Origin of the sequence: Gordonia sp. (in: high G+C Gram-positive bacteria), assembly GCF_052106715.1 — a bacterium.
Lineage (GTDB): Bacteria > Actinomycetota > Actinomycetes > Mycobacteriales > Mycobacteriaceae > Gordonia.
In genome coordinates this window covers 3,455-5,830 of sequence record NZ_JBQEDL010000070.1, presented here as the reverse complement: position 1 = coordinate 5,830, position 2,376 = coordinate 3,455, and the positions used below count along the sequence as shown (strand labels likewise).

Genomic DNA, 2,376 nt, shown 5'->3' with positions numbered 1-2,376 from the left:
CGACGAATCGACCGACTCCGCACTGGTCGTCTGGGTCGATGCCGAGCGCGTCGATGCCGTGCAGGGCGCAGCCGATGCCTACGAGGAGAAGACCGGGGTCGCCGTCGAGATCGTCGGCAAGGACGTCGACACCGTCAAGGATGACTTCATCCAGCAGGTTCCGACCGGCAAGGGCCCGGACATCACGATGGGAGCGCACGACTGGCTGGGCGAACTGTCCACCAACGGCGTCGTCGCTCCGCTCGAACTGGGCGACTCGGCATCCGACTACCTCGATGTCGCACTCCAGGCGTCCACCTACGAAGGCACCGTCTACATGCTTCCGTATGCGGTCGAGAACATCGCTGTGCTGCGCAACGCCGACATCGTCCCCGAGCCCGCCTCGAACTTCGACGACATGATCGCCCAGGGGCGGGCCGCCGGACTCGACCAGCCGTTCGTCGTCGAACAGGGGGCCGAGGGCAACCCGTACCACCTGTACCCGTTCCAGACCGCGTTCGGGGCCCCGGTGTTCGGTACCGACTCCTCAGGCAGCTACGACCCTGCCGATCTGCAGCTCGGCAATGAGGGTGGCACAGAGTTCGCCACGTGGCTCGGTGCCCAGGGCGCGGACGGCGTTCTCAACACCGACATCGACGGCGAGATCGCCAAGCAGCAGTTCATCGACGGTAAGGCAGCCTTCTGGCTGACTGGTCCGTGGAACGTCGGTGCCGCCGTCGACGCCGGCATCAACGTCGAGATCGATCCGGTGCCGAGCCCGACCGACCAGGTCGCCTCGCCATTCGCCGGCGTGAAGGGGTTCTTCGTCAGCTCCGAGTCGAGCAACAAGGTCGCCGCCAACGACTTCCTGGTCAACTATCTCGGCACCGAGGACGTCCAGCTCGAGCTGTTCGAAACCGGCAACATCCTCCCAGCTCTGACCGCTGCGGCGGACACCGCGGCATCCGACCCGATCATCGCCGGATTCCAGACCGTCGGCGCTGACGCCGTCCCGATGCCGGCCATCCCGGCGATGGGCGCCGTCTTCCAGTTCTGGGGCATCGCCGAGGCGGCCGTCATCAACGGCGCCGACCCTGCCGCCACCTGGCAGAAGCTGGCCGACGACGTGTCCGCCTCCATCGAGTAGCGCCTCGGAGCCTCGAGAACACAGTTCGTTCTGTCGGGGCGGGTGCGCACGCGCTCGTCCCGACAGCGTGATGACGGGATGAAGATGACCGACCCCACCGCAACGGAGCAGACGCCGCCGCCCACTCGGCGTCAGCGTCAGGCCGCGCAGATCGCCGAGGCCGCCTCCGGACGCATCGGTTGGATGCTGTTGAAGATCGTGCTCCTCGCGGTCGTCGATGCCATCGCGCTGTATGCCGTCTTCGTGCTGTTCACGCACAGTGAGTGGGTCGTGCTCGGACTGGTCGTGCTCGTCACCGCGTTCGTCAACTACGTCTACTTCTCCCGCAAGGCGATCCCGGCGAAGTACCTGACGCCGGGCGTCATCTTCCTGATCATCTTCCAGGTGTTCACGCTGCTGTACACCGGTTACATCGGCTTCACCAACTACGGCACCGGCCACAACGGCTCGAAGGATCAGGCTGTCGCCGCGCTCATGGCCTCCGCGCAGGAACGGGTCGAGGACTCGCCCGCCTACCCGGTGACCGTCGTCGAGCAGCTCGGCACCCTCGGGCTGCTCGTCACGGATCCGGCGGACGGCGACGTCAGCGTCGGTTCGAACGACCAGCCGCTCACGGAGGTCGACGGCGCGACGATGGAGGACGGCAAGGCGGTCGCCGTCGACGGGTGGGACGCGCTCAGCTTCGCCCAGGTTCTCACCCGGTCCAACGAGATCGAGCAGCTGTCGGTCGACTACAGCAACGACCCGAACGACGGCGCCATCCGCACCCCGGACGGCCAGAACGGCTACCTGTACGTCTCATCGCTCGTGTACGACGAGGCCGCCGGCACCATGACCGACACCGGGTCCGACACGACCTACGAGGACATCGGTACCGGTGCCTTCACCTCGGCCGACGGCGAAGAACTGCTGCCCGGCTGGCAGATCACCGTCGGGTTCGACAACTTCGTCCGCGCGTTCACGGATGAATCGATCCGCGGACCACTCGTCTCGGTGACGATTTGGACCTTCGTATTCGCCCTGCTTTCGGTCGCCACGACGTTCTTCCTCGGCCTGCTGCTGGCGCTGGTCTTCAACAACACCAAGATGCGGTTCCGCAACGGCTACCGCATCCTGCTCATCCTTCCCTACGCGTTCCCGGCGTTCCTGTCGGCACTGGTCTGGGCGGGCATGATGAACGAGAGCTTCGGCTTCATCAACCAGGTGCTCTTCGGCGGAGCATCCATCCCCTGGCTGACGGACCCCGTTCT

At 65.9% G+C, this 2,376-nt stretch carries 2 protein-coding genes; both read left to right on the top strand.

Features of this window, described 5'->3' with window-relative positions; genetic code table 11:
• The coding region (locus ACTIMF_RS18925; RefSeq protein WP_442351830.1) for a sugar ABC transporter substrate-binding protein at positions 1-1,126 on the top strand (1,126 nt) is incomplete at its 5' end.
• An 84-nt stretch (positions 1,127-1,210) separates the two neighbouring features.
• On the top strand, positions 1,211-2,376 hold a 1,166-nt coding region (locus ACTIMF_RS18920), incomplete at its 3' end, for an ABC transporter permease subunit (protein ID WP_442351829.1).